The sequence below is a fragment of the Flavobacterium sp. 11 genome, assembly GCF_002754315.1.
GTDB classification, from domain to species: Bacteria; Bacteroidota; Bacteroidia; order Flavobacteriales; family Flavobacteriaceae; genus Flavobacterium; species Flavobacterium algoritolerans.
Window position 1 is genome coordinate 3,233,095 of record NZ_PEFE01000001.1, and the last position, 26,704, is coordinate 3,259,798.

A 26,704-nucleotide genomic window follows, 5' to 3' on the forward strand; every position below is an offset into this window, starting at 1 on the left:
AAATACCATTATGTCCTCTTTAAAAAAACACAGCCGACTTTATTTTCTAAGTATCCTCATTACACTGTTTGTTGCAGAAAATGTAAATGCCCAGCTGAAAAAAGTGACGCTGCCGGACAGCCTGTTCTCTACTTATTATCATCAGAGAGTTTCACATTTCAGAACTTTGCCTAAAACCAATAACGATATTATTTTTTTAGGTAACAGCATAACTGACGGGGCAGAATGGAGCGAATTATTTTCTGACAGCCGCATAAAAAACCGAGGAATCAGTGGTGACATTAGTACTGGAGTTCTTAATCGCATTGATGAAATAGCCTTCAGAAAACCGGCAAAAGTGTTTTTGATGATTGGAACAAATGACCTTTCAAGAAACACCTCAACAGACAGTATTTTTAAAAATATCACAAGAGTTGTCTCTTATTTAAAACAGGAAAGTCCATCGACAAAGTTATATGTACAAAGCGTATTACCTGTAAATAATGTATATAAAAAATTTGACGGACACACCAGCAAAGGAGAGCAAATAAAACTTTTAAATACAAAGCTGAAGCAAAATGCAACGACATTTCATTATACCTATATTGACTTGCACACTCCGTTTTCTGATACAAACGGAAAATTAGCTAAACACCTCACTAATGATGGTTTACATCTAAAAGGAGATGGTTATTTAGTATGGAAGCATTTGGTTTATCCTTATGTTTTTGACTTGGAATCCAAACCTTCTTTACTACCTAAACCTCAACAATTAAAATGGAATAACGGTTCTTTCCCTTTGTCCTCTTTAACAACAATTCTTGTAGATGATTCAGCATTGTTAAAAGAAGCTTTGGTTTTGAAAGAGACAATGGAACAGAAAGGATTGGAAGTAAAATTAGCCGATAAAGTATCGGGTAACGGAAAATACATTCAGCTTCGTTTAGGAAATGTTACTGCGCCACAAAATCAATCCGAGGCGTATCATCTGAAAACAACAACAGATAAAATAGTGCTTACCGCCAATACTCCTCAGGGAATTTATAGTGGGATTCAAACTTTATTGCAGTTAATGCATGACAATGTTTTTGTTGATACTTCTGAAATCACGGATTGGCCAGCTTTTGCGTGGCGCGGATTTATGGTCGATGCAGGAAGAAATTATCAATCCATTAAACTGTTAAAACAACAGATTGATGTGATGGCGGCTTATAAGCTAAATATTTTTCACTTCCATCCTACTGAGGATATTGCCTGGCGTTTGCAAAGCAAATTATACCCACAGTTAACAGATCCGGAATATATGCTTCGCGATAAAGGCGAATATTATACAGAGAATGATTTAAAAGAACTCATTAATTATTGCAAAGAACGTTACATAACCTTAGTTCCGGAAATTGATATGCCGGGTCATAGTGCCGCATTCAAAAGAGCTATGGGTGTGGATATGCAAAGTGATGCAGGCCTCGAAATTGTAAAAAACATAATTAAAGAGTTTTGTACCACCTATGATGTACCGTATTTGCATTTAGGTGCCGATGAAGTAAAAATCACCAATCAGAAATTTTTGCCAGAAGTTATTGCCCTAACAGAAAGTTTAGGTAAAAAAGTAATCGGATGGGAACCCGGCGGGAATTTTAGCGATGGGGTAATACGTCAACTTTGGATGGAAGGAGCAACAAAAGTCAGTAAAAGCAAAAACATAAAATATTTGGATTCAAGACATCTGTACTTAAACCATATGGATCCTTTAGAAAGTGTCGTTACCATTTTTAATCGTCAAATATGTAATTTAACCGAAGGCAATGAAAATGCTTTGGGCGGTATTGTATGCGTCTGGAATGATAGAGTTGTAGCCAATGAAGATGATGTTATGACAATGAATCCGGTGTATCCGGGCATGTTGACTTTTGCAGAACGCAGTTGGCGTGGTGGCGGTTATGCCGGTTGGACAGCAACCATTGGCGAACCGGAAACCGAAAGAGCAAATGCTTTTGCAGAGTTCGAAAACCGTTTATTGGACCAAAAAAAGCTCTATTTTAAAGGCTTAGATTTTAATTATGTGAAACAAGCTGATTTAGTTTGGGATATCTATGGACCTTTTGACAATAAAGGCGATTTAACCAAAACTTTTGCACCCGAAAAGATAAAATTTAATACATCAAAAGAAAAACCAATGTACAAAGCCACTGGAGGAACTTTGGTAATGAGACATTGGTGGGCACCGCAAATTTCGGGCATTATAGAGCAACCACAAGAAAATACGACTTGGTATGCTCAAACCCAAATTTGGAGTGATGAAGATAAGGAGCAAGAATTTTGGATTGGTTTTAATAATTTATCCCGTTCCATGAACACCGATTCGCCAAATGCAGGCACTTGGAATAATTTAAATAGTTTAGTTTGGGTAAATAATCAGTTGATTAGTCCGCCACTTTGGAAACATCCGAACCAAAAAGGAAACTTAGAAATTCCACTGATTGATGAAGGATATGAGTTTAGAGAACCAACAAAAATTAGTTTAAAAAAGGGATGGAATATGGTTAAGGTAAAATTACCAGTAGCTTCATTTAAAGGGCTTAATTGGCAAAATCCAGTAAAATGGATGTTCACTTTTGTTGAACTAAGAAAATAACACACAGGCATTTAAAACCTTTATAAATTGAAACTATAAAAAATGAAAAAAGCTATTATTAACGGAATCGTACATACTGGCGAAGAAATAATTAATGATGTCATTATTATAGAAAATGGAATAATTATTTCAGTTCAAAAAGAAATTCCTAATGATATTACCTTAATAAATTTACAGGGAAGTCATATTTCAGCAGGTTTTATAGACATACAAATAAACGGTGGAGAGCGACTTTATTTTAGTCAAAATCCAACAGAAGAAACCATTCAGGACATCTATGAAACTAGTTTAAAATATGGCACAACACATACACTTCCCTGTCTGATATCATCTTCTAAAGAAACCATTCTTCAAGGAATTGAAGCCATTCGCAATTATAAAGCAAAATATACTAACGGAGTACTGGGAATGCATCTGGAAGGTCCTTTTTTGAATTCTTTAAAACGTGGTGCCCATAGTATTAATCAGGTTCGTAAACCGACTAATTCCGAACTGGAAGAAATTATCCGCTATGGTAAAGACGTGATAAAAGTAGTTACAATTGCACCGGAATGTTTTACAGACGAGCAGCTGGATATGCTATTAGAAAGTGGTATCGTTATTTCTGCGGGACATTCGACGATGACCTACAAAGAAGCCCAATATTACTTTTCTAAAGGGATTAAACTGGTTACCCATTTATTTAATGCGATGACTCAATTTGGGCATCGGGAACCGGGTTTAGTGGGAGCAACATTCGAAAATGAGAGCGTTTATGCTCCTGTTATTTTAGATGGCGCGCATTGTGATTATGCCGCTGCTAGAGTAGCCTATAAACTAAAGCAAGATAAATTCTTTTTAATTAGTGATGCCGCTTTTTTAGGACGCAAAGTTTCCAGTTTTAAATGGGAGAATTTTGATGCACATCTGGAAAATGGTTTTTACAGAAATGAAGAAGGCAATCTTGCCGGTGCCAGCATTTCGATGGAAGAAGCAGTTCAAAATGCTTTCAATCATTTGAATGTATCGGCTGATGAAGCAATTAAAATGGCTACTTGTCGAGTGGCAAGTGCTATTAAGATGGAAAATCAATTGGGCAAAATAAAACCCGGATTTCCAGCAAGTTTTGTAACATTCAACGATAATCTGACAAGAATAGAAACCCTAAATTATAATCCGATTTAAGCAATCAACATTAAAAAACTACACAACTAACTCAAATAAAAAATGAAAATGAAAAGTGTTTTAGAAATCAAACCCGACATCAGTTATAAAAGTGCCGGCAAATTTGAAGAAACGAGATTCGAAAAAATCCACAATGAAATTTTCAAAAATTCTGTTGAAGCTTCAAAAATTGTTGCACAAGAAATAGCAGCATTAATTAGATCTAAACAAGCCAAAAATAAACCCTGTGTACTTGGATTGGCAACAGGTTCATCTCCTATAAAAGTCTATGAAGAATTGGTACGAATGTATAAAGAAGAAGAACTTAGCTTTAGTAATGTAGTGACTTTCAATTTGGATGAATACTATCCAATGACCAAAGAAAACCACCAAAGCTATCATTATTTCATGCATCAACATCTTTTTAATCATATCGACATCAAACCAGAAAACATCAATATTCCTGACGGAACGATAAGCATTGAAAACCTGAACCAGTATTGCGTTGATTATGAAATGAAAATAAAAAATGCTGGAGGGCTAGATTTCCAATTGTTGGGAATTGGTCGTACAGGTCACGTAGGATTCAATGAGCCGGGTTCCCATATCAATTCAGGAACCCGAATTATTACTTTGGACCACATTACCAGAGTAGATGCCTCTTCTGATTTCAACGGGATTGACAACGTTCCTAAAAGAGCTATTACGATGGGAGTTTCTACCATTTTGAGGTCTAAAAGAATTGTTTTAATGGCTTGGGGCCAAAATAAAGCTTCCATTATCAAGAGAACTATTCAAGGAGAAATAAGCCCTGATGTTCCGGCTACCTTTTTACAAAATCACAACAATACAACTTTCGTTTTAGACCAATCTGCCGCTTCTGAATTAACCCGATTTGATACGCCATGGTTGGTCGGAGAATGTGTTTGGACCAAGGAATTAAAACACAAGGCTATCGTTTGGCTTTGCCAAAAAACCAATCAATCCATATTAAAATTGACCGACAGGGATTACAACAACAACGGAATGTCCGATCTTTTGGCGCAAGAAGGTTCTGCTTATGATTTGAATATTAATATGTTTAATGTGTTGCAACATACCATTACCGGATGGCCGGGTGGAAAACCCAATACCGATGATTCCCACAGACCGGAAAGAGCCAATCCTGCCAAGAAAAGGGTGATTCTTTTTAGTCCGCATCCGGATGATGACGTAATTTCTATGGGAGGAACTTTTTCTAAATTGATAAAACAAGGACATGATGTTCATGTAGTATACCAAACTTCCGGAAACATTGCCGTTACAGACGATGAAGCACTAAAATTTGCCGAAGTTTGCAACGATTTTGTCGGTGAAAAAGATTTGGGAATTAACTTCCAGGAGATCATTGATTTCATCAACAACAAAACAGAAAACCAAATTGATTCTCTTGAAGTTCGAAAATTAAAAGGATTAATAAGACGTCGCGAATCGTATGCCGCAACAAGGTACATTGGATTGAAAGATGAAAATACACACTTTTTAGACCTTCCTTTTTATGAAACGGGTCGAGTAAATAAAAACCCATTGGGAGATGAGGATATAACCATTGTAAAAGATATTATTGCAAAAATAAGACCACACCAGGTTTTTGCTGCAGGAGATTTGGCAGATCCGCATGGCACACACGAAGTTTGCCTGAATGCTATTTTTGCCGCCTTAAAACAACTCAAACCGGAACCTTACATGAATGATTGTTGGTTGTGGTTGTACAGAGGTGCTTGGCATGAATGGGATATCCACGAAATAGATATGGCTGTTCCACTAAGTCCTGATGAGGTTTTACTAAAAAGACATGCTATTTTGTACCACCAATCCCAAAAAGACAGAGTGATGTTTCAAGGAAATGACTCCAGAGAATTTTGGGTACGAGCCGAAGATCGCAACAAAAATACAGCCAAACTGTACGACGATTTAGGTTTGGCCGAATATGAAGCAATTGAAGCTTTTAAACGTTTTGATTATTAAACGATTCAAAATAATATGATTGGATTAAGTGTTCGATTTTATTCTGCTCTTTACTAATTATTTTTTTATTGAAATCAAAAGTCTGTAAATACTACTATTTACAGACTTTTTTTGTTTGTACTATTCTGCAGAACATAAAAAAAATTGAATGTTTTTTCCAACAAGACAATAAGAAAACCTAAATATTCAACAACTCGTTCTCTTAAATATATCCTAAATAATTCATATTAAATTGGCATATCGGGAAAAGTCGATATATTTGCACTATGGATCATACAGAAATATTTAAAGCATTATCAAACAAGTCCAGACTACAAATACTGGAATGGCTAAAAGAACCTGAAATAAATTTTCCCGAACAAATGGCTGAATGTTATGAACACGGTGTTTGCGTAGGACAAATACAAGCCAAAGCGGGACTCACCCAATCAACAGTTTCAGAATATTTATCAATTCTTCAACGCGCAGGATTTATAGAATCTACCCGTGTTGGACAATGGACCTATTACAAACGCAACGAAAAAGCATTTACAGCACTGAGCAAAATAATCGAATCTAATCTATAAAACAATATGAATACTAATAGCTTATTTACGCCCTTCAAATTGAAGACGCTAAATCTTAAAAATAGAATTGTAATGGCGCCTATGACGCGCTCATTTTCTCCAAATGGAGTACCAACAGATGCTGTAGCAGCTTATTATCAAAAAAGAGCTGAAGGCGAAGTAGGTTTAATATTATCTGAAGGAACTGTGATTAACAGACCTTCTTCATCAAATGATGCCAATGTACCTCACTTTTACGGAGAGGAATCTTTGGCAGGATGGAAACAAGTGATTGATGGCGTGCATTCTGCAGGCGGACAGATGGGACCACAGATATGGCACATGGGAATTATGGACAATCACCATTCCGGTTGGGTTCCACCAGTACCTTTTGAAGGACCATCAGGATTAAACAGACCGGGTTTTAGCAATGGAACTACCATGACAATAAATGATATCGAAAATACCATTATTGCTTTTGGAAAAGCTGCTGCTGATGCCAAAAGATTAGGTTTTGACTGTATCGAAATTCACGGTGCTCACGATTATCTGATCGATCAATTTTTCTGGGATGCAACAAATCTGCGTACCGATAATTACGGTGGTAAAACCTTAACAGAACGTACTCGTTTTGCCGTAGAAGTGATTAAAGAAATCAGAAAACAAGTAGGTGAAGATTTTGCCATAATCATGAGACTTTCTCAGTTTAAACCTTCGGATTACAACTTTAAACTGGCAAAAACACCTCAAGAAATGGAAGCTTGGCTTAGTCCTTTGATTGATGCCGGTGTCGATGTTTTGCATTGTTCTCAACGTCGTTTTTGGGAACCGGAATTTGAAGACAATGACCTTAATTTTGCAGGATGGGCAAAAAAATTAACTGGAAAACCAACTATTACTGTAGGTTCTGTTGGGCTTTCTGGAGATTTCTTCGGAGCTTTTACAGGCGAAAGTTCACAGCCAACCTCCTTGGATGAATTAACCAGACGTTTAGACAGAGGTGATTTTGACCTTGTAGCAGTAGGAAGACCTCTTTTATCAGACCCGAATTGGGTTAGCAAAATAAAAGCGGGAGAAAATGACCAACTAAAAGGCTTTAGCAAAGAAGCTTTGGGTGAATTAGTATTGGAATAAATTAATGCAGTAAATTCCAAATGACTATTTTCTATAAACAAGTATATACGATTTTATCAATAGTCTTAATGACCACAACTAAGAGAGAAGTTTTAATCATTTCTCTCTTTTTTTATGATTACGAACAGCTTCATAAACATATTAGCTCATAATCTTTTAAAATTTGGTTATTTTATAAAATGGATAACATAATAAATTACCAATTTTATAAACGAAAATACACTCAAATAAGCCCTATAAAATTCCGTAATATTTGATTTTTCGAAAACAATATTTTTTTATTATACTAGTAATCAAACTATTTACTAAATTTATTTAATTATAAATGACTCTGGAAAACAAAAAACTATAAATACTATTTTTTAATAAAACACTTTAAAAATGAACACAACTACAAATGTAAAAGCGTACGGTACAGTTGCCGTTGATGCCCCTTTAGAACAAATGGATGTCCAACGCAGAGATGCTACTGCAAAAGACATTGAAATCGAAATTTTGTATTGTGGTGTATGCCACTCTGATTTACACACTGCTAGAAATGATTGGGGATTTACCGCTTATCCTGCGGTTCCCGGCCATGAAATTGTGGGCAAAGTGACCAAAGTAGGAAACGAAGTTACTAAACTAAAAGTAGGTGATTTTGCTGCTGTAGGTTGTATGGTAGATTCATGCAAAACCTGCGATAATTGCAAACAAGACCTAGAACAATATTGCTCTAACGGTTTTATTGGTACTTATAATGGAGCAGACAAGCATTTAGGCGGAATGACTTTTGGAGGCTACTCGGAAAAAATTGTGGTAGACGAAGACTTCGTTTTAAAAGTGCCTGCTAATCTTGACTTGGCTGCTACAGCACCTTTATTATGTGCGGGAATAACCACTTGGTCACCGCTTCGCCACTGGAAAGTTGGAAAAGGAAGTAAAGTTGCCGTTGTAGGTTTAGGCGGATTGGGACATATGGCCATAAAATTAGCCAAAGGTTTGGGTGCCGAAGTTACCCTTTTCTCCAGAACACCAGAGAAAGAGAAAGATGCTTTCGAATTGGGTGCAGATGCTGTTGTCATTTCAACTGACGAGAATCACATGAAGGCTGTAAATGGAAAATTCGATTTAATCATTGACACCGTTCCTTATGTTCATGACGTTAATCCGTATGTAGGAACTTTAAACACTAATGGAACTTTGGTTTTGGTAGGTTATTTGGGTGGCTTGGAACCTATTTTGAATACTGTTCCGATGATTATGGGAAGGAAATCTGTAGCTGGTTCTTTAATTGGTGGAATTGCAGAAACTCAGGAAATGCTTGATTTCTGTGGAGAACATAATATTGTATCTGAAATTGAAGTAATCAAAATGCAGGATATCAACGAAGCCTACGAAAGAATGCTAAAAAGTGATGTTCGTTATCGTTTTGTAATTGATATGGCTTCGCTAAAAAGCTAAATTACGCTATACTTTTAGCCTTTTGCTATAGTCAGAATTGTAAAGAGAACGATGGTATTCAGTAGTATCATCGTTCTTTTTAATTTTAAAAAACATTATAAAACGTATCTTTTTACTCTGTTTAAAACCAATGTTTTTTTCAAAATTTGAATTTTTTGATTTTAGTAATATATTATTTGAATTGTATAAATTTTAAATTATTAAATTCATTAACTTGCAGTAACAGATATGTTGATTTTCATTTACTTAAAAAATAATATTATATGGCAATAATTAATCTTAAAATCAATAGTAAGGATTATTCAATAGATGTAGATCCTCAAATGCCACTTCTTTGGGCAATCAGAGATTTTGTAGGGTTAAAAGGAACTAAATATGGTTGTGGTATCGCGCAATGTGGTGCTTGTACAGTTCATCTAAACGGTCAGCCGGTTCGCTCCTGCTCTTTGCCTGTAGCTGCTGTTGCAAATAAAAACATAACGACCATAGAAGGATTATCAGACGATAACTCGCATCCGATTCAAAAAGCTTGGATAGAAGAGCAAGTCCCTCAATGTGGCTATTGTCAATCGGGTCAAATCATGGCTGCCGCAGCATTATTATCTAAAAATGCTTCTCCTAATGATGCCGATATTGATGCCGCAATGCAAGGGCATATTTGTAGATGTGGAACCTATCCGCGTATCAAACGAGCCATCAAGAAAGCATCAGAAAACAAGCCTTGAGAAGAGTACTAAAATAACCTATTCTTATATTTTATATGGACATAGATACTATATCAAGAAGAAAATTCTTAAAACTATCTGGTTTAACAGGAGTTGCTCTTACATTAGGATATTATTTACCTGCTAATGCTAAAGAACCTAAATTAATCACTGCTTTTGATGCTGAGAATCGAGGCATTGAGCTGAATTCATGGATATACATTGATGTTTTAGGCAAAGTTACGCTCTATAGTCACAGAGCCGAAATGGGACAAGGAGTCTATCAATCCATACCTCAAATAATCGCTGAAGAACTTCATGTAGATCTTGATAAAGTAAACATAGTTTTCGCTCCAGGCGATAATGTGAAGTATGGAAATCAAATTACAGGAGGTAGTTCCAGTATTAGAGGATCCTATAAAAACCTTTTGAATCTGAGCGCCACTGCCCGTGTAATGTTAATAAAAGCAGCCAGTAATAAATGGAATGTTTCTGAATTGGAATGTTATGCAGAAGATGGTCATGTAATTCACAAACCAAGTGGTAAAAAATTACACTACGGTGAATTAGTATTGGAGGCATCAAAACTTGATATTCCGAAAAATGTTGTTTTAAAGAAAACATCCGAATATAAATTAATTAGAAAACCTCTTCAAAGACAAGATACGCCTTTGAAAACAAATGGTACAGCCGTTTTTGGTATCGATAAAATGATTCCGGGAATGCTGTATGCCATGGTGGAACGAAACCCCAGACTTCGTGGTAAGGTAAAAAGTTTTGACGCTACTGAAGCGCTTAAAATTCCGGGAGTAAAACAAGTTTTTATAGTTCGTATGGGCGTTTTTAATACATTCAGAGAAGGTGTAGCAGTTGTGGCTGATTCTGTTTGGGCAGCTATGAAAGGAAAAAAAGCCTTAAAAGTGGACTGGGACGATACCGGATTTGAACATTTGAATACCGAGGATATTTATCGTCGGATGGAGGAAGCGCTTCAAAAAGATGAGGGACTTTCTTTTGTTTCAAAAGGAGATTCAAACGCCATTATAAAATCAGCAGAAAAGAAAATTGATGTCGTGTATACTACTCCATATCAATCGCACAGTTGTATGGAACCACTGAATTGTATTGCCCATTATCAAAAAGATAAAATAGAAATATGGGGGCCAATACAAGCTCCGGAATGGGTTCAAGATTACATCAGTAAAGAACTAGGAATTGCAAGGGAAAAAGTCATTGTGAATATGACTTTCCTAGGAGGTGGATTTGGCAGAAAAGCCTTTATGGATTACCCACATGAAGCCACGATGATTTCTAAAGAAATAAACGCCCCGGTTCAGGTTATCTGGTCCAGAGAAGACGATGCCACGCAAGGTCCGTACAGACCCGGCATTTCATACCGTTGTCAAGGTGTGGTTGCAAATAGTGAAATAAGTGCTTTTAAAGTATCTATTGCAGGTCAGAACAATAGTCATTGGAGAGGCGGAGCAAAAGATATTCCCAACAGAAGTGCCACGGAAGGATTTTTAAAACCATACGTAGACAACATTCAGAATTTAAGTATTGTTGATATACCTTTTGAAACACCAATACCTACTATGTGGTGGCGTTCTGTATATGCTTCTACCAATGGTTTTGCGTATGAAAGTTTTATGGATGAGCTCGCTGCTGAATCAGCGAAAGATCCAATAACTTTTAGAAGAACCTATCTTAAAGACGAGAGAAGTAGTGAGTTACTGGATAAACTGGAAGAGGTTTCCGGATGGAAAAACAGAACCAAAGGATATGGTGTCGCTATAACAGAATGTTTTGGCAGTACCGTGGGACAAATTGTGAAAGTTTCCAAAAACGCAGAAAATAAAATTCAAATCGATCAGGTTTGGGCAGTAATTGATTGTGGATGGTATGTAAATCCAGATATAATCAAAGCACAAGTAGAAGGAAGTATTGTTATGGCATTAGGTGCTGCAACGATTCATGAAATCACATTCAAAGATGGTAAAACGGTTCAAAATAATTTCAATACGTATAAAATGCCCCGTATAACAGATATTCCTCCTATTGAAGTGTATATCATGGAAAATGATGCCGATGCCGGAGGTGTTGGAGAACCTGGATTACCTCCATTTGCTCCAGCTTTAACAAATGCAATATTTGATTTGACAGGAAAACGTATTAGAAAGCTTCCTTTCGAATTAGCAAAAGTTTAATTTTAAAAATACAAAACAAATGAAAATAGTTTTTTCAATAGTAGTCGTTTTAATATTGGCAGTAACGCTGCAATCATTCAATCAGAATTTTGATTTGAAAGCAAGTATTGTACGCGGTAAATCGGTCTATAACACACAATGTGCATCCTGTCACATGGAAGAAGGTAATGGTATAGAAGGCGTTTTTCCAACATTGATAAAATCAGATTATTTTACAGATAAAAATCGATTGGTAAAAGTGGTTACAACTGGATTACGTGGACCAATAGTAGTTAATGGTGTAAACTATGATGGAGAAATGCCCGCTACTGATTTAACTGATGAACAAGTGGCTGATGTTTTAAACTATGTCAGAAATTCATGGGGAAATGAAGCTAAGGCAGTTTTACCAAGTGAAATACAACAAGCTAAAAAAGCTACTACTAAAGATTACAAAGCCTATTAATTTGTAACATTTTGAATTCGTTGCATAGAGAGAATTATAAATTCTAAATACTAACTAAATGGTATCAAGACGTCAATTTATTAAAAATACAGGTAAAGCAAGTTTTGCATTATGGTTAGGAGCTACTTCTAATGGTTTTGCAAACGCGGCTTTTATTACAGATGCACCCAGTAATTTTACTCCTTTTGTAAAAATCGAGAAAAACGGAAAAATAACAATTTTCAATACTAAGCCCGAAATGGGTCAAGGTACTTTTCAATCTGTTCCAGCTCTTATAGCCGAAGAATTAGAAGTTTCTCTTGATGCAATAACGATAGTTCAAACCAGCGGCGAGAAACAATTTGGCGGCGGCCAGGCAGCAGGAGGAAGTTCTTCAATCAGAGGAAATTATGATGCGTATAGAAAAATTGGCGCTGCCGCAAAAGAAATGCTGGTCAAGGCAGCCAGTGTTAAATGGGGAATTGGAATTGAATCTTGTTATGCCGAAAACGGAAGCGTACATTCTAAGCTATCAAAGGAACATCTTTCTTATGGCGATTTAATCGAAGAAGCTTCCAAATTAGAAGTTCCTAAAGAACCGAAACTTAAAAACAAAAGCGATTTTAAGATTATCGGAAAATCTATTCAAAGACCAGATGTACCTTTAAAAGTTTCCGGAAAAGCAGAGTATGGAATTGATGTAGAAGTTCCCAATATGGTATATGCAACTGTATTTCGTTCCCCGGTAATTGGTGGTACTTTAAAAAGTTTTGATGCTGATGCAACCTTAAAAATTCCCGGAGTCATTAAAGTTGTGGAAGCCAAAACAACTGTTGGAAAATATCAATATTCCGGAGTGGCAGTTATTGCTAAATCGTACTGGGCTGCCCTTCAAGGCAGGAAAGTATTGAAAGTGGAATGGGATACAAATGGATATGAAAATTTCAATTTATCCGACTATGAAAATAAGTTGCGAAACCTTTCTAAAGAAGCTGGTGTACTGGATAAAAATATAGGAAATGTAGAAAGCGTTAAAACGGAACCTGGAAATTCAGTGGAATCCTTTTATGAAACTCCTATGGTGGCTCACCATACACTCGAACCGATGAATTGTATCGCACATGTAAATGGTGAAATGCTAACTATATGGACCTCAACTCAGGTTCCTAGTGCTATTACCGGTTCAGGACCAAATGACCTTCATAGCCAAATTGGAATGAAACCAGAGAATATCACTTTACATTCCAAATTTATTGGAGGCGGATTTGGCAGAAGATTGTATACTGATTATGTTATAGAAGCCGTAAATATTGCAAAGCAAATAGAGCAACCCGTAAAAGTAATTTGGTCTAGGGAAGATACTACACAACATAGTGCCGTACGCCCTATGACTTTCTCACAGTTGAAAGGTGGTTTCTCAAAAGAAGGAGAATTAATTAGCTTTCAACATAAAGTGATAAGCCCTTCTTATTTTGATTCGGTAGGTCCAAATTTCGATAAAACAAAAGTAGATGCAATTATGATAGAGGGAATTGGAGAACAGGCTTATCAAATTCCAAATATTAAAACCTCATATGTGTATGCTGATTTTCATGTACCTGTAGCGGCATGGAGATCCGTAACCAGTTCAACTGTCGCTTTTGCCCATGAGTGTTTTATTGATGAATTAGCGCATAAAGTCAAAAAAGACCCTTTGGATTTTAGATTACAAATGCTAGACAAAGATTCCGATACCAAAAGAGTTTTATTGAAATTAAAAGAAGTTTCCAATTGGGACAAACCATTACCAAAAGGAAAAGGCAGAGGTGTTGCGCAATGGGAATTTTTTGCGGGATTGTGTGCCCATGTAGTCGAAGTATCAGTTACAAAAGACAATACTATAAAAATTGATAAAGTGTATGCCGTAATTGACTTGGGAGAAGTCGTAAACCCGGATAATGTAAAAAATCAAATTGAAGGATCCATCGTGATGGCTCTGACAGCGGCTATAAAAACGGGAATTACCATTGAAAACGGGAAAATAAAGCAAAGTAATTTTCACGATAATCCAATGATACGAATGCATGAAACGCCAGAAATTGAAGTACACATTCTTGCAGATGGCGGAAAAATAAAAGGCGTTGGTGAACCTGGCTTACCTCCTTTTGCACCAGCATTAGCAAATGCCATATTTTCAATTAGCGGAAAGCGCATTAAAAAGATGCCTTTTGACCTTAAATTATCCTAAATATTTATTTATAATTCCATTAATTTTCAAATGAAAGAACTTCAAGAAATTATTAAAAAATATGACGTTGCCAGTCAGAAAAAAATAAAATCAGCTCTGGTAACCGTAGTTCATTTAGATGGTTCCTCTTACAGAAGACCTGGTGCCAGAATGTTAGTAAATGATGATGGAAGAATTACCGGTGCCATAAGCGGCGGTTGTTTAGAAGGTGATGCTTTAAAAAAAGCCTTATTTGCTATTTCTGAGCAAAAAAACACTCTTTTTACTTATGACACTTCAAAAGAAGATGATTCAGAAATGGGAATTCATTTAGGATGTGAAGGCCTTATACAAGTATTATTCGAAAGCATCGATTCTGAAAAAGAAGAAAACCCAATACAATTGCTGAGTAAAGCATTAGCAGTTCGACAAAAAGCGGTTCTGGTTACTTTATTTGATTTGGATAATAATCAAAATGTTCAATATGGCACTTGTTTACTATTAGAAGAAAATGGAACTCTTTCCGGTAAAATACCACTGCAACAATTTGAAGAAGCGGTCTTAAAAGACATAACGGATGTTATGCAGAATGGTGAATCTGTTTTCAAACAATACAAATCTGGTGACGTATCAGTAACCGCTTTTTTTGAATTCTTGCATCCACCAGTTTCCCTTGTGGTATTAGGAGCAGGAAATGATGCTATTCCGCTTATGAAGTTTGCAGATGTCTTGGGATGGGATTTTAGAATTGTAGACCGAAGAGATACGCATGCCAACAAAGAAAGGTATCCTACCGCCTCACAAATTTTGGTAGCAAATCCAGATGTTGCATTAGAACATCTTGCGTATGATAATCGTACTTTTTTTGTTTTAGTAACGCACAGTTACAAATGTGATTATTATATGTTAAAATCATTATGTGCTGCTGCTGTTCCTTACATAGGTATTTTGGGACCAAAAAAGAAGTTGCATCGCATGTTGGAAGAAATACAACACAATGAAGGCATTCATTTAAATGACGATAAAGTGGCAACAATTTATGGTCCGACAGGTTTAGATATTGGAGCAGAAACACCAGAAGAAATTGCACTCAGTATTATAGCGGAAATTCAAGCCGTATTGACTGGAAAAATGGGTGGCATGCTAAAAACGAAAAATGAAGTCATTCATTCCAGAGACTCATTAGACATTCAAATAGAAGATATCAAAATTTATAATGCATCATAAAATAAAGCAATGTGGCATAATTATTTTGGCAGCAGGTTCAAGCAGTCGCATGGGGAAACCCAAACAATTACTTGAATTTGATGGTATGACGCTCTTAACACGGGTTTCAAAAATGGCTTGTCAATCAAAATTATATCCTGTAATTGCCGTTTTAGGAGCCAATGCTGATTTGATTCAAGCGCATCTCGATGTTCCAGGACTTGATATTGTACTTAATGAAAACTGGGAAGAAGGAATGGCCAGTTCTTTACGAAAAGGGCTTTTTTCCATGAATGAAATGTATCCTCAGGTTGATGCTGTCATAATCCTTGTTGGCGATCAACCTTACATAAATAATCAGCATATAGAACAACTGATTGATGCTCAAGACAAATCCGGATTGCCAATTTCTGCCTGTTCCTATGCTGGTATTATGGGAACTCCTGCCCTTTTTCACAAAACGATTTTTCCAGAACTGATGTTGCTTGAAGGTGATATTGGTGCCAAAAAAATCATCGAAAAAAGAAAACAGGATGTAGCTATAGTACATTTCGATAAAGGAGTTATTGATATTGACACAGTAGAAGATTATGAAAATTTACACAACGAAAAAGAATAAATATGCTTGTTGATACATCCAATAAAATCTATGATTACTTGCACATTTCGTTGATTTTATTTGCATCTTACGCCTATTAAAATTCAGCATAAATGGAAACAATGATTTCGGTACACAGCGCTTTGGAATTAATAATAAATCATGTCAAATCGTTACCAGTTGCAGTGATGCAATTAGAAAAAGCAAACGGATTGGTTTTGGCAGAAGACATTTATGCGCCTGAAAATGTGCCTGCATTTCCTCAGTCCAGCATGGATGGATATGCTTTTGCTTTTGACGATAATCGTTCAGATTATAAATTGGTGGGAGAAATTGCAGCTGGAAGCAAACAAACTTTTGAATTAAAGCAGGGCGAAGCTGTCCGAATTTTTACGGGAGCTGCCGTTCCGTTAGCTGCTGATACTGTTTTAATGCAAGAAAAAGCATTGGTCGAATCAGATAAACTAACTGTAAATGATGAAAATTTAAATAAAGGAACTAACCTCAGAAGTATTGGTTCTGAAATAAAAAAAGGAACAAAAGCACTTGAAAAAGGAACCGTTTTAAAACCGGCTACTATAGGTTTTCTGGCGAGTATGGGCATTGCTAAAGTCAAAGTATATCCTAATCCCAGCGTTGGAATTTTAGTCACCGGTAATGAATTACGATTGCCGGGAGAAGATTTAGAATATGGTCAAGTATTTGAATCCAATTCATTTACCTTGCAATCTGCATTAAATCAAATGAATATAAATAACGTAACTATTTACAGATCTGAGGATAATCTGAATCAATTACAGACTCTTTTATCACAAATATTGGAAGTAAATGATCTCGTTTTAATTTCGGGCGGTGTAAGTGTTGGAGATTATGATTTTACCATGAATGCATTAGAGAAATGTGCTGTAAATCCCATTTTTCATAAGATAAAACAGAAGCCGGGTAAACCATTATTATTTGGAATGAAAGCGGAAAAAGTTATTTTTGGTCTTCCTGGAAATCCAGCCTCGGTATTAACCTGTTTTTATGAGTATGTACTTCCCGCAATTGGAATTATGACCGAACGCAACGTAAAATTGCAAACTAAAAAAATGGTTCTTACACAAGAATATCAAAAGCAGGCAGGCATGACACATTTTTTAAAAGCGTCGCATAATAATGATTTAGTTTATCTTGAAACGGGCCAAGAATCCTATAAACTTTCTTCGTTTGCTAACGCTAATTGTCTGGCCATAATTCCAGAAAACGCATCGAAAATTGAATCAGGTCAGGAAATAGAAGTACATTTATTTCCTTTTTAAAATTACAAAATGACATTATCATTATCCTTTTTTTTATTACTGTTTATCATTGCATTTTTATATGCCTCCGTAGGTCATGGTGGAGCAAGTGGTTATTTAGCATTAATGGCTATTTTCAGTTTTGATCCAAATTTTATGAAACCAACAGCATTGGTATTAAACTTATTTGTATCGCTGGTCTCGTTTACGCTGTTTTTTCGCGAAGGACATTTCAAATGGAAACTTTTTCTCCCCTTTGCCTTAGCCTCAATTCCTTTTTCGTTTTTAGGGGGCATGATATCATTAGACGGAGATATTTATAAAAAAGTTTTGGGTTTAACTCTCTTAATACCAGTTATAAAATTTTTTGTATATCCAAATACGAATGATTCAGAGTTAAAAAAAAATACGCTTGCATTGACAATTATTATCGGTGCCAGTATCGGATTTCTTTCTGGCCTGATTGGTATTGGAGGAGGTATTCTACTTTCGCCAATACTTTTAATGTTGCATTGGTCAAACCAAAAACAAACTGCAGCTATTAGCGCATTATTTATTTTTGTCAATTCGGTATCCGGTTTAGCGGGACAATTATCTAAGGGTGTTAAATTTGAAAACGACATGCTTGCTTTTGTTGCCGTAGCCTTTATTGGCGGGATATTGGGTGCTTGGTTGGGTGCTAAGAAGTTCAATCAATCGGTCCTTAAATATATTTTAGCAACAGCATTATTAGTGGCTTCCATTAAATTATTATTTACCTGATTAATTTTATTTTATGAAAATAGAAGTGCTTTTTTTTGGACAATTAACGGACATTACTGGTAGCTCAAAATTAGTTATTGATTATGTCGACACTACTGACAACTTAAAAAAAATAATCCTAGAGAAATTCCCTGCTTTATCATCGTTGAAATTTGCAATCGCAGTAAATAAACAAATGGTAACAGACAATATTTCAATAGAAAAAAATAGTAGTATCGCCTTTATGCCTCCGTTTTCTGGTGGTTAAAAAAACAAAACATGAAACATTTACAGGAGCGATATCAACGTCAACTAATGCTAAATGAATTTGGATTAGAAGCACAAGAAAAACTTTCAAACGCTAAAGTATTAGTTATTGGAGCCGGAGGTTTAGGTTGCCCTATTCTACAATATTTAGTTGCTGCTGGTGTTGGGCATATTGGGATTGCAGATGATGATGTGGTAAGTTACTCCAATTTAAACCGACAGATTTTATTTGGACAACAAGATGTGGGACGTTTTAAAGTGGCTATTGCCAAAGAAAAACTCCTTTTGATGAATGACACAATTGATATTAAAACTTGGAAACTGCGCTTTTCGCAAAAGGATTGTATCAATCATTTCAAGGATTATGATATTATTGTTGATGCTACAGATAATTTTGCCAGCAGGTATTTGATAAATGACGCCTGTGTATTATTTGGCAAACCATTAGTATTTGGGGCAGTTTCAAAATTTGAAGGACAAGTGGCCGTATTTAATGTTCCAATAAACGAAAAGGAAAAAACAGTCAATTATAGAGATTTATTTCCTGTACCACCAAACAATAATGAAGTTTTAAACTGTTCCGAAGCAGGAGTTTTAGGAGTATTACCAGGTATGATTGGAGTTTTACAAGCAACGGAAGTAATTAAACTTATAACTGGCATTGGAAAACCATTAACAAACAGAATCCTGACATACAACGCATTAAATCAGGAGTTTTTCACTATGTATTTGACTCCAAATCCAGAAGCTTCCAACTATATCCCAGCTTCAGTTGAAGCCTTTGAAAATACAGATTATGAATGGTTATGCAACTATAGCCCAACTAATGTCAACGAGATTGAATTTGAACAATGGTTGGAAATTAGGGAAAACACTATTTTAGTTGATGTACGGGAACTTATAGAGAAGCCCCGTTTAGATTTCTATCCACATTTATCGATTCCTTTGTCCACGTTGCGTTCTAATTTAGATGATTTATTAGATAAAGAGATTGTATTTGTTTGTCAGTCTGGAAAAAGAAGTTTAAAAGCCGCATTACTATATTTGTCCGTGATGCCAAATGCAAAGGTATATTCACTAAAAGGCGGAGTTAATGAACTGGTAAAAAAGAAATTAATTTAATTTTATGGAGCATATAAAAGACAAAAATATTTTTGTTGATAGAGCAATACCCGCTTCATTTATTAGTGATAGTATTGTAAAACATGCTACAAAAAACACAATTGGTGGTGACAGTATATTTTAGGACAAGTAAGAGCTGATGAAATAAACGGTAAAAATGTAGCCGTAATTGATTGCTTTTGGTGTTTTATTGTCCAATGATTATTTACATCAATACCTACTTTAAATTATAAATTTTGTAGTTTTACCCGCCTATATTCACCCCTTCATGAAACTTAAACAGATCAACATACCTCCATTACCCGCCGTACTTTTAGCAATAATAAGCGTACAATCTGGGGCGGCTATCGCCAAAGGCCTTTTTCCTGCTATTGGTGCTGCCGGGACAGCTTCTTTAAGAATTGGCATCTCCGCATTAATATTATTGGCTGTTTACAGGCCAAACCTAAAAAAAGTAACTGCTGACCAATGGAAATTGGTTATTCCTTATGGTTTATCCTTGGGCGCAATGAATTTGATTTTTTATCTTTCCATTGAGAGAATTCCCATTGGACTTGCTGTTACACTGGAATTCATAGGTCCGTTATTAGTAGCTGTTTTTGGTTCAAAACGCATCATAGACTTTTTCTGGGTACTTCTTGCTGCGGCAGGAATCGTCTTAATTGCTCCATGGTCAAATAATGGATTAGATATTTGGGGGATGCTTTTTGCTCTTTTGGCTGGTGCACTTTGGGCGGCTTATATCGTATTAGGAGGGAAAATTTCAAAAATAATGAAAGGTGGAGACGCAGTTACCATAGGAATGCTATTTGCATCTATACTTATAGTCCCTTTTGGAATTCTAGGAAATGGCTTAAGTAATCTTACGCCTCAACTTTTAGGTTTAGGGGTAGCACTCGCGCTATTATCCAGTGCAATTCCTTTCACATTAGAAATGAAAGCTCTCGGACAACTTCCTGCACGTACTTTCAGTATTCTAATGAGTTTAGAACCTGCTGCAGCATCAATTTGTGCTTTTATATTTTTACAGGAATACCTTACTTTTAATGAAATTTTAGCGGTTGTTTTTGTGGTAATAGCTTCTGCCGGATCAACAATTACTTCAAAAACGCAAGAACATTAAAATTTTCAGTACTGTTTTAAATACTTTCGATGATTTAATTTAAAAACCTGCTGATTAAAAAAAAGGACTACTACAATATAAAAACAGCTGCTTATCACAAGCAGCTGTTTTTTTTTATAAATGATAAAAAAGCATTGCTCCTACTACTGATTTCCTTCTTATATTTTTTCCTTTTCTAATTTATTTTTTGAAAAAACTTTCCTGTGTGATAAATGTTACTGTACGTGGAATTTAAACTGACAATCTTTGCAGTATAAAATTTTACAACTTATGGAATATATCGGTTATTTTACATCAATACTCATTGGCGTTGCATTGGGATTAATAGGCGGTGGCGGCAGTATTCTTACCGTACCAGTTTTAGTCTATTTATTTGCTATTGAACCCGTTTTAGCAACTGCTTATTCCTTATTTATTGTAGGTCTTACAAGTGCTGTGGGCACTGTGGGCTATTTCAAAAAAGGGTTAGTAAATATCAAAACGGCAATTGTTTTTGGTATTCCGTCAATCATTGCGGTTTTTACCACAAGAGCTTTTATTGTTCCTGCAATCCCAAAAGAAGTGTTTTCCATTGGCGAATTTATAGTTACAAAAAACTTGTTGATGATGTTACTTTTTGCCGTAATTATGATTGCCGCATCGTATAGCATGATCAAAAAAGATAAAAAAATTATAAACGAAAAGTCCGAAGAACAAAAATTCAATTACCCACTCATACTTATCGAAGGTGCAATTGTTGGCGTTATCACCGGATTAGTGGGAGCCGGCGGCGGTTTCTTAATTATACCGGCATTAGTCGTATTAAGTAAGCTTCCTATGAAAGAAGCAGTTGGAACATCATTAGTAATTATAGCTGCAAAATCGTTGATTGGTTTCTTTGGAGAAGGAGGAGAAAATGGAATCAATTGGCAATTTCTGATTACCATTTCAACATTTGCAATTGTTGGAATTTTCATTGGCACAGCATTATCAAAAAAAATTAATGGAGACAAACTGAAACCCGCATTTGGTTGGTTTGTTTTAGTAATGGGAATTTATATTATAACCAAAGAGCTTTTTCTAAAATAAAATTTAATAAAAAATCGAAACTAAATTGAATTTTAAAAGTCACTTTAAAACAAAAAATCCTTCTCCTTTAATACTAAAATGAGAAGGATTTTTAGTTTCAATTGCATTTAAACTCAAAATTATCTATTCCAATTCAGAAGAAAAACATTGTAACAAGCCTATTTGGCAAAAAAATAATTAAAAAAAATATTTGTTTTAGTTCACTCATTCAGAGAACTATAAATGATTGAATAATCGCCAAAGCATTTTTTAACAACATGCAAAAAGCAACCTTTCATTCTCTTTGACATCCTTAGAGCAACAAATAAATTTAATAATTATGAAAAATTTCAGATTACAAGCAGCAGTCATTGTACTATTAATTTCAACAGCTTTCGTATCATGCAGCGATGATGACAACACACCAAATGCAGTGACTAAAAGTTCATTGGTAACAAAAGTAGAAGGTGCTGTAACCGGTGACATAAATGTTGAAGTTCCTTTAACTGTGACTTTTTCAGTGGACAACAATTGTGGGTCTTATAACAAGTTTATCGAAACTGCAGCTGCCAACACAAAAACGATTGAAGTGGAATCAAAGTATGAAGGAACAGGTTGTGGAACGACTCCAACAAGCAAAACTGTTGTTTACAAGTTCAAATCGACAGCTGTGGGAACTTACAATTTAAAATTCAAGAAAACGGCTACTGAGTTTGTAACACACACTATAGTTATTGATTAGTTTTTTGGGTTTGGTTAATTAATGATAGAAACACCAGTTGAATAGCTGGTGTTTTTTTATTTTTTAAAAGTAGTTATGCGTTGCAATTCCCACAAAACACAAAATTTATATTTTAAAAATTTACAATTATGGCAACTTTTTTTGTTATGTAACATTTGTCACTATCTTCCTTAAATTCATGCTATATCTTTGTATTATAATTTAATAAAGAAAAAATTTAAGAATATGAAAATAGAACAAATATATACAGGATGTTTAGCACAAGGTGCTTATTATATTACTTCAAATGGTGAAGCTGCCATTATTGATCCGCTTCGTGAAACTGAACCTTATATGGAAAGACTGGAAAAAGACGGTGTGAAATTAAAATACATTTTCGAAACCCATTTCCATGCTGATTTTGTTTCAGGACATTTAGATTTGAGCAAAAAAACCGGAGCCGAAATTGTTTATGGTCCCAATGCCAATCCTGAGTTTGAATTTATTTCTGCCAAAGACAACCAAGAATTTGCAATTGGCAACATCAAAATAAAAGTATTGCACACGCCAGGTCACACTATGGAAAGTACCACGTACTTATTAATAGATGAAAACGGAAAAGACCACGCCATTTTCTCTGGAGACACTTTATTTATTGGCGACGTTGGCCGACCAGATTTAGCTCAAAAAGCAGCACACATGACACAAGACGAACTGGCTGCCATATTATTCCATTCGTTAAGAGACAAAGTAATGACGCTGGCAGATGATGTAATCGTATATCCAGCTCACGGCGCGGGTTCTGCTTGTGGAAAAAATATGAGCAAAGAAACTGTTTCAACCATTGGTGAACAAAAAGCAACAAACTATGCTTTGCGCGCCAATATGACTGAGACCGAATTTGTACAAGAAGTTACCGAAGGTTTATTACCTCCACCAGCCTATTTTGGGATGAACGTTGCCATGAACAAAAAAGGAATTGAAAGCTTTGAAAATGTCTTTAATAACGGAATGAGAGCAATTAATGCAACTGAATTTGAAGCTGTAGCAGAAGAAACCGGTGCTTTAATCTTGGATACCAGAGACAATGGTAATTTTGCAAAAGGATATGTGCCACAGTCCATAAATATTGGTATCAATGGCGATTTTGCTCCTTGGGTTGGTGCTTTAATTGCCAATGTAAAACAACCGATTATTTTAGTGACTGAACCGGGACTCGAAGAAGAAACCGTAACGCGCTTAACACGAGTTGGGTTTGATAATTTAATAGGACATTTAGAAGGCGGCTTTGAAGCTTGGAAAAAAGCCGGTTTTGAAATCGATACTGTAAATCGCATCACTGCGGAACAATTTGCAGAAGAAGTGAAAATTGGCGAAAGCAAAATAATCGATGTCCGTAAAGAAAGCGAGTATGAGGCAGAACATGTTGATGAAGCTTACAGCCGACCATTAGCCTATATCAATGATTGGGTAAAGGACATCAATCCTGAAGAACATTTTTACATGCATTGTGCCGGAGGATACCGAAGTATGATGGCCGCATCAATTTTGCAAGCACGAGGATATCGAAACTTTACAGAAATTGAAGGTGGTTTTGGAGCGATAGCTAAAACTACAGTTCCTAAGACTGATTTCGTTTGTCAAAGCAAAGTATTAAAATCATAAAACAAATAATTATGTTCGGAATTTTTAAAAATATGTTTTCAAAAAAAGACACAACACAAATGGAAAAATTAGTAAAAGAAGGTGCGTTTCTAGTAGATGTTCGCACGCCTGCAGAATTTGCAGAAGGTCACGTAAAAGGATCCACAAATATTCCTTTGGATCAAGTACCGAATCAATTGGCTGAATTTAAAGGAAAAGAACACATTATTGTTTTCTGCCGAAGCGGGAATCGCAGCGGTCAAGCCAAAATGATTTTGGAACAAAATGGTTTTAAAAACGTAACAAATGGTGGTACTTGGATGGATGTAAATGAAGCGATAAGCAAATAAACAGAGGTGCAATTAAAGTAGTGTGCAGTTTAAAACAAGAAATATATTTGTTTTAAACTGCACACTTATTTAGAAATCGAAATTTGATGTAAATAAAGAAGTAAATTTGATAGACTTTTTAAGAGATACTAATGAATTTATTGCATTAAATGTAACAAAGACTACCGAACTGCTTTTTGAAATTAACTCGAAAAAAACTGATATGAAAGATACAAAGGCAATAAACAAAGACTTAATTTTAAGAGAACGATTAGCGCTACAACGAACAGTGCTGGCCAATCAATCTACATTTCTTGCCTTCCTGAGAACGGCAATGTACTTTTTGATTGCAGGATTGAGTTTGCGAAATTTATTAAAAGTTGAAAATAGTTTCCTGATTGAAATGGCGCTGTTTGTTATTTCATTCGTGATACTTTTACTTGGAACTCTTAACTATTTCAAGCATAAAAAATCCATTTCCGAAAACAAAAAGCACATTGGTGATTACCAATTAGAATATTACGAGTAATTCCAGTACAACTCTTTTTAATGCCTTACTTCCTATTGCTACATCAAGAATAAATGGAAAATATTGGTCCTTTTGGGAATTAAAAACAAACCATTCAACAATAGAATATGAATACTATGAAACTCGGGCTAAAGGAAAATTGGAAACAATTTACCATTTTGGTAATCGTAAATGCTTTTGTTGGCGGGATGATAGGAATGGAAAGAACGATTATTCCAAAATTTGCCGAAATTGAATTTGGTATTGCTTCAAAAACAGCTATTCTTTCCTTTATAACTGCCTTTGGAATTACTAAAGCTATCACCAATTATTTTACAGGAAAATTGGCAAACCGTTTCGGGAGAAAAAATTTACTCCTGTTTGGATGGGCTCTCGCGATTCCTATTCCTTTCATTTTGATATATGCAGAAACATGGAATTGGGTGATTTTTGCCAATATTCTGTTGGGAATTAGTCAAGGACTTACTTGGAGCAGTACGGTGGTGATGAAAATTGATTTGGTTGGAGAAAAAGATCGCGGACTGGCAATGGGACTCAATGAATTTGCCGGTTATTTTGCCGTTGGATTAGTTGCTTTCCTGTCAGGCTATATCGCCCAAAAATATGGCATTACACCCTACCCTTTTTACTTGGGAATTGGAATTTCGATAATTGGTTTTTTATTGACTTTGTTTTTTGTAAAAGATACCAGAGTATTTGTACACCAAGAAAACACCACCAATAAAACAGAAAAATTAGAAAACATTTTTCTGGAAACCACTTTCAAAAACAAAACTTTAAGTGCTGTTACGCAAGCTGGATTAGTCAATAATTTGAATGATGGCATGATTTGGGGACTTTTGCCTATTGTCTTACTTTCTTTGAACTACGACTCTGAAAACATTGGCGTCATAACAGCTATTTATCCCACCGTTTGGGGTTTTGGACAATTGATAACCGGAAAAATGTCGGATATATATTCGAAGAAAAAGATGCTTTTTTGGGGAATGTTGGTACAGGGAATTGCAATTCTTTTTATTCCTTTTAGTACAGAAATGTATCAATTAGCAACTATTTCAGCCTTGTTGGGTTTTGGAACTGCTTTAGTTTATCCTACTTTTTTATCTGCCATTGCACAAGCCACAAATCCAACTCAAAGAGCGGAAAGCATTGGTACATTTAGACTTTGGAGGGATTTAGGTTATGCGATAGGCGCGATTATTTCAGGAATAACCGCTGATTTATTTGGGGTAAATTATGCTATTATATTGATAGGTGCTATCACGATTCTATCGTCTGTAATAATCGAAGTTCGTATGCCGAAAGACCATTTGCAAAAGACAAATAACTAATACAATCAACATGAAAGAAATAGATAGCACCTCAAATGAATGTATTTCAGTTGAAGAGACAAAACAAGCGCTTCAGCAAAATGAAAAAATACAGATTATTGATGTCCGTTCCAAAGAAGAATTCGAAAACAATCATATTCCGGATGCCATAAATATTGCTTTGTCAGAAATTGAAAACCAAATACATCAAATTAAAAAAGATCATACAATTATCATCGCTTGTGGCAAAGGTGGAGGAAGGTCGATGGATGGCGCTAAAATTTTAAAAGAAATGGGATACAATGCCAACTGGCTTTGCGGTGGAACAAATGAGTGGTTGAATTTAAAATAAACTATAAA

24 protein-coding genes are annotated in these 26,704 nt (G+C 35.5%); all 24 read left to right on the forward strand.

Annotation, left to right across the window (positions count from 1 at the left end; all coding sequences use genetic code 11):
• Positions 1-10 precede the first annotated feature (10 nt).
• The 24 genes from CLV00_RS14005 (at position 11) to CLV00_RS14120 (ending at position 26,696) form a co-directional block, all read left to right on the forward strand.
• Positions 11-2,614: a family 20 glycosylhydrolase gene (locus CLV00_RS14005; RefSeq protein ID WP_099715761.1), complete on the forward strand. Its 2,604-nt coding sequence runs from the start codon at positions 11-13 to the stop codon at positions 2,612-2,614.
• 42 nt (positions 2,615-2,656) lie between these two features.
• The gene (nagA, locus tag CLV00_RS14010) at positions 2,657-3,778 is read left to right on the forward strand and encodes an N-acetylglucosamine-6-phosphate deacetylase (protein ID WP_099715762.1); all 1,122 of its coding nucleotides are present in this window, start codon (positions 2,657-2,659) and stop codon (positions 3,776-3,778) included.
• Between the two features lie 48 nt (positions 3,779-3,826).
• On the forward strand, positions 3,827-5,764 hold the full coding sequence (nagB, locus tag CLV00_RS14015) for a glucosamine-6-phosphate deaminase (protein ID WP_099716360.1): 1,938 nt from the start codon (positions 3,827-3,829) through the stop codon (positions 5,762-5,764).
• Between the two features lie 266 nt (positions 5,765-6,030).
• Positions 6,031-6,330, forward strand: coding sequence for a helix-turn-helix transcriptional regulator (locus tag CLV00_RS14020; RefSeq protein WP_099715763.1), 300 nt, complete (start codon positions 6,031-6,033; stop codon positions 6,328-6,330).
• A gap of 6 nt (positions 6,331-6,336) precedes the next feature.
• Complete coding sequence (locus tag CLV00_RS14025; RefSeq protein ID WP_099715764.1) at positions 6,337-7,443, forward strand: NADH:flavin oxidoreductase; 1,107 nt, start codon at positions 6,337-6,339, stop codon at positions 7,441-7,443.
• A gap of 381 nt (positions 7,444-7,824) precedes the next feature.
• Positions 7,825-8,886 carry an NAD(P)-dependent alcohol dehydrogenase gene (locus CLV00_RS14030; RefSeq protein ID WP_099715765.1) on the forward strand — a complete coding sequence of 354 codons (1,062 nt, stop codon included), beginning with the start codon at positions 7,825-7,827 and terminating at the stop codon, positions 8,884-8,886.
• Between the two features lie 263 nt (positions 8,887-9,149).
• Positions 9,150-9,611, forward strand: a complete 462-nt coding sequence (locus CLV00_RS14035) for a (2Fe-2S)-binding protein (protein WP_099715766.1) — start codon at positions 9,150-9,152, stop codon at positions 9,609-9,611.
• Positions 9,612-9,646: 35 nt separating this feature from the next.
• Entirely contained in the window at positions 9,647-11,797 is a 2,151-nt protein-coding gene (locus CLV00_RS14040; RefSeq protein ID WP_099715767.1) for a molybdopterin cofactor-binding domain-containing protein, read from the forward strand.
• Between the two features lie 19 nt (positions 11,798-11,816).
• Positions 11,817-12,242, forward strand: coding sequence for a cytochrome c (locus CLV00_RS14045; RefSeq protein ID WP_099715768.1), 426 nt, complete (start codon positions 11,817-11,819; stop codon positions 12,240-12,242).
• Positions 12,243-12,300: 58 nt separating this feature from the next.
• The gene (locus tag CLV00_RS14050) at positions 12,301-14,448 is read left to right on the forward strand and encodes a molybdopterin cofactor-binding domain-containing protein (RefSeq protein ID WP_099715769.1); all 2,148 of its coding nucleotides are present in this window, start codon (positions 12,301-12,303) and stop codon (positions 14,446-14,448) included.
• Positions 14,449-14,478: 30 nt separating this feature from the next.
• Entirely contained in the window at positions 14,479-15,654 is a 1,176-nt protein-coding gene (locus CLV00_RS14055; RefSeq protein WP_099715770.1) for an XdhC family protein, read from the forward strand.
• Complete coding sequence (locus CLV00_RS14060; RefSeq protein ID WP_233206909.1) at positions 15,644-16,252, forward strand: NTP transferase domain-containing protein; 609 nt, start codon at positions 15,644-15,646, stop codon at positions 16,250-16,252. The genes CLV00_RS14055 and CLV00_RS14060 overlap by 11 nt, the downstream gene beginning before the upstream one ends.
• 92 nt (positions 16,253-16,344) lie before the next feature.
• Complete coding sequence (glp, locus tag CLV00_RS14065) at positions 16,345-17,532, forward strand: gephyrin-like molybdotransferase Glp (protein ID WP_199074808.1); 1,188 nt, start codon at positions 16,345-16,347, stop codon at positions 17,530-17,532.
• A gap of 9 nt (positions 17,533-17,541) precedes the next feature.
• A complete protein-coding gene (locus CLV00_RS14070; protein WP_099715771.1) occupies positions 17,542-18,273 on the forward strand; it encodes a sulfite exporter TauE/SafE family protein in 732 nt (243 codons plus the stop codon).
• A gap of 13 nt (positions 18,274-18,286) precedes the next feature.
• On the forward strand, positions 18,287-18,520 hold the full coding sequence (locus tag CLV00_RS14075; protein WP_099715772.1) for a MoaD/ThiS family protein: 234 nt from the start codon (positions 18,287-18,289) through the stop codon (positions 18,518-18,520).
• 11 nt (positions 18,521-18,531) lie between these two features.
• Positions 18,532-19,641: a HesA/MoeB/ThiF family protein gene (locus CLV00_RS14080; protein ID WP_099715773.1), complete on the forward strand. Its 1,110-nt coding sequence runs from the start codon at positions 18,532-18,534 to the stop codon at positions 19,639-19,641.
• A 268-nt stretch (positions 19,642-19,909) separates the two neighbouring features.
• Positions 19,910-20,764: a DMT family transporter gene (locus CLV00_RS14085; protein WP_099715774.1), complete on the forward strand. Its 855-nt coding sequence runs from the start codon at positions 19,910-19,912 to the stop codon at positions 20,762-20,764.
• A gap of 270 nt (positions 20,765-21,034) precedes the next feature.
• On the forward strand, positions 21,035-21,832 hold the full coding sequence (locus CLV00_RS14090; protein ID WP_099715775.1) for a sulfite exporter TauE/SafE family protein: 798 nt from the start codon (positions 21,035-21,037) through the stop codon (positions 21,830-21,832).
• 319 nt (positions 21,833-22,151) lie between these two features.
• A complete protein-coding gene (locus CLV00_RS14095; RefSeq protein WP_099715776.1) occupies positions 22,152-22,553 on the forward strand; it encodes a hypothetical protein in 402 nt (133 codons plus the stop codon).
• Positions 22,554-22,778: 225 nt separating this feature from the next.
• Complete coding sequence (locus CLV00_RS14100) at positions 22,779-24,197, forward strand: rhodanese-like domain-containing protein (RefSeq protein WP_099715777.1); 1,419 nt, start codon at positions 22,779-22,781, stop codon at positions 24,195-24,197.
• Positions 24,198-24,256: 59 nt separating this feature from the next.
• Positions 24,257-24,526: a rhodanese-like domain-containing protein gene (locus tag CLV00_RS14105; RefSeq protein ID WP_369800951.1), complete on the forward strand. Its 270-nt coding sequence runs from the start codon at positions 24,257-24,259 to the stop codon at positions 24,524-24,526.
• 202 nt (positions 24,527-24,728) lie between these two features.
• The gene (locus tag CLV00_RS14110) at positions 24,729-25,034 is read left to right on the forward strand and encodes a DUF202 domain-containing protein (RefSeq protein WP_099716363.1); all 306 of its coding nucleotides are present in this window, start codon (positions 24,729-24,731) and stop codon (positions 25,032-25,034) included.
• 116 nt (positions 25,035-25,150) lie between these two features.
• A complete protein-coding gene (locus CLV00_RS14115; RefSeq protein WP_233206910.1) occupies positions 25,151-26,365 on the forward strand; it encodes an MFS transporter in 1,215 nt (404 codons plus the stop codon).
• Positions 26,366-26,375: 10 nt separating this feature from the next.
• On the forward strand, positions 26,376-26,696 hold the full coding sequence (locus tag CLV00_RS14120) for a rhodanese-like domain-containing protein (protein ID WP_099715780.1): 321 nt from the start codon (positions 26,376-26,378) through the stop codon (positions 26,694-26,696).
• Positions 26,697-26,704 lie beyond the last annotated feature (8 nt).

Bases quoted from the DNA above. Each gene is read 5' to 3' on its own strand.
- CLV00_RS14075 (WP_099715772.1), top strand. From the start codon at position 18,287: ATGAAAATAGAAGTGCTTTTTTTTGGACAATTAACGGACATTACTGGT.
- CLV00_RS14040 (WP_099715767.1), top strand. From the start codon at position 9,647: ATGGACATAGATACTATATCAAGAAGAAAATTCTTAAAACTATCTGGT.
- nagB (WP_099716360.1), top strand. From the start codon at position 3,827: ATGAAAAGTGTTTTAGAAATCAAACCCGACATCAGTTATAAAAGTGCC.
- CLV00_RS14085 (WP_099715774.1), top strand. From the start codon at position 19,910: ATGAAACTTAAACAGATCAACATACCTCCATTACCCGCCGTACTTTTA.
- CLV00_RS14080 (WP_099715773.1), top strand. From the start codon at position 18,532: ATGAAACATTTACAGGAGCGATATCAACGTCAACTAATGCTAAATGAA.
- nagA (WP_099715762.1), top strand. From the start codon at position 2,657: ATGAAAAAAGCTATTATTAACGGAATCGTACATACTGGCGAAGAAATA.
- CLV00_RS14105 (WP_369800951.1), top strand. From the start codon at position 24,257: ATGGAAAAATTAGTAAAAGAAGGTGCGTTTCTAGTAGATGTTCGCACG.
- CLV00_RS14100 (WP_099715777.1), top strand. From the start codon at position 22,779: ATGAAAATAGAACAAATATATACAGGATGTTTAGCACAAGGTGCTTAT.
- CLV00_RS14090 (WP_099715775.1), top strand. From the start codon at position 21,035: ATGGAATATATCGGTTATTTTACATCAATACTCATTGGCGTTGCATTG.
- CLV00_RS14035 (WP_099715766.1), top strand. From the start codon at position 9,150: ATGGCAATAATTAATCTTAAAATCAATAGTAAGGATTATTCAATAGAT.
- CLV00_RS14120 (WP_099715780.1), top strand. From the start codon at position 26,376: ATGAAAGAAATAGATAGCACCTCAAATGAATGTATTTCAGTTGAAGAG.
- CLV00_RS14005 (WP_099715761.1), top strand. From the start codon at position 11: ATGTCCTCTTTAAAAAAACACAGCCGACTTTATTTTCTAAGTATCCTC.
- CLV00_RS14060 (WP_233206909.1), top strand. From the start codon at position 15,644: ATGCATCATAAAATAAAGCAATGTGGCATAATTATTTTGGCAGCAGGT.
- CLV00_RS14095 (WP_099715776.1), top strand. From the start codon at position 22,152: ATGAAAAATTTCAGATTACAAGCAGCAGTCATTGTACTATTAATTTCA.
- CLV00_RS14055 (WP_099715770.1), top strand. From the start codon at position 14,479: ATGAAAGAACTTCAAGAAATTATTAAAAAATATGACGTTGCCAGTCAG.
- glp (WP_199074808.1), top strand. From the start codon at position 16,345: ATGGAAACAATGATTTCGGTACACAGCGCTTTGGAATTAATAATAAAT.
- CLV00_RS14110 (WP_099716363.1), top strand. From the start codon at position 24,729: ATGAAAGATACAAAGGCAATAAACAAAGACTTAATTTTAAGAGAACGA.
- CLV00_RS14070 (WP_099715771.1), top strand. From the start codon at position 17,542: ATGACATTATCATTATCCTTTTTTTTATTACTGTTTATCATTGCATTT.
- CLV00_RS14030 (WP_099715765.1), top strand. From the start codon at position 7,825: ATGAACACAACTACAAATGTAAAAGCGTACGGTACAGTTGCCGTTGAT.
- CLV00_RS14045 (WP_099715768.1), top strand. From the start codon at position 11,817: ATGAAAATAGTTTTTTCAATAGTAGTCGTTTTAATATTGGCAGTAACG.
- CLV00_RS14020 (WP_099715763.1), top strand. From the start codon at position 6,031: ATGGATCATACAGAAATATTTAAAGCATTATCAAACAAGTCCAGACTA.
- CLV00_RS14025 (WP_099715764.1), top strand. From the start codon at position 6,337: ATGAATACTAATAGCTTATTTACGCCCTTCAAATTGAAGACGCTAAAT.
- CLV00_RS14050 (WP_099715769.1), top strand. From the start codon at position 12,301: ATGGTATCAAGACGTCAATTTATTAAAAATACAGGTAAAGCAAGTTTT.
- CLV00_RS14115 (WP_233206910.1), top strand. From the start codon at position 25,151: ATGAAACTCGGGCTAAAGGAAAATTGGAAACAATTTACCATTTTGGTA.